1 protein-coding gene is annotated in these 743 nt (G+C 60.4%); it reads right to left on the reverse strand.

The annotated features are described in order from the left end of the window. The coding region (locus M5B42_RS32045; RefSeq protein WP_248748063.1) for a filamentous hemagglutinin N-terminal domain-containing protein at positions 1-743 on the reverse strand (743 nt) is incomplete at both ends.

The following is a 743-nucleotide window of genomic DNA, read 5'->3' on the forward strand; positions in this document are numbered from 1 at the left end:
GCATTACGGGTTTTGTCGGCATTGACCCCGGCTTCAATAATGCCGTTGTTGGTCAGTTGCCCCCCGCTGTTCAGCGTGATGCGGTCCTTGGCCACCAGATTGTTCTGGCTGGTCAGATCGCCCTGGGTTTTAACATCCAGGGTCGTACCAGCGTACATCGGACCTTTGGCTTCAAGACTGGCGGCGTTGACATTGATCGCCCCGCTCGCCCCCGTCTCGACCATGCTCAGATGACCGTTGGCATCGAGCTGGATATCGCCACCGCTGGCGACCATCTTGCCGTCGAGCTTTACCCCCACACCGGCTTCGGTACCGACCAGCCGGATAGCCCCTGCGTACATACCGCCCAACGCCGAGGAGTCGATGGCCAGTTGCGGTGCATCCGCCGGATTGGCCGCACGCGCCGTCGCCTTGAGCGTCTTGGCATCCACATCGTTGGCACCGGCAATAATTGCCAGCTTCTTTGCATTGATCTCGGCATTGAGCTTGGCCGAGCGGGTGATGATTTCGAACTGGTCGATATTGCTGGCGTTGAGGCCGGCGCCGTCGATGGACACGCTGCCCCGATCAACCTGATACCCCGTGAGCTGGCCGTTGGTAATCACCGGCTTGCCCGTGGTCAAGGTCGCCTGCGGGGTATTGATAAAGCCGCAACCGTTGCAACTGATGCCATAGGGGTTGGCCACGATCACATGAGCCGACTGCCCCGCCACTTCGGTATAACCGCGCAACTGGCTCGGGCT

Origin of the sequence: Pseudomonas sp. MWU12-2037 (assembly GCF_023242345.1) — a bacterium.
Taxonomy (GTDB): Bacteria; Pseudomonadota; Gammaproteobacteria; order Pseudomonadales; family Pseudomonadaceae; genus Aquipseudomonas; species Aquipseudomonas gingeri_D.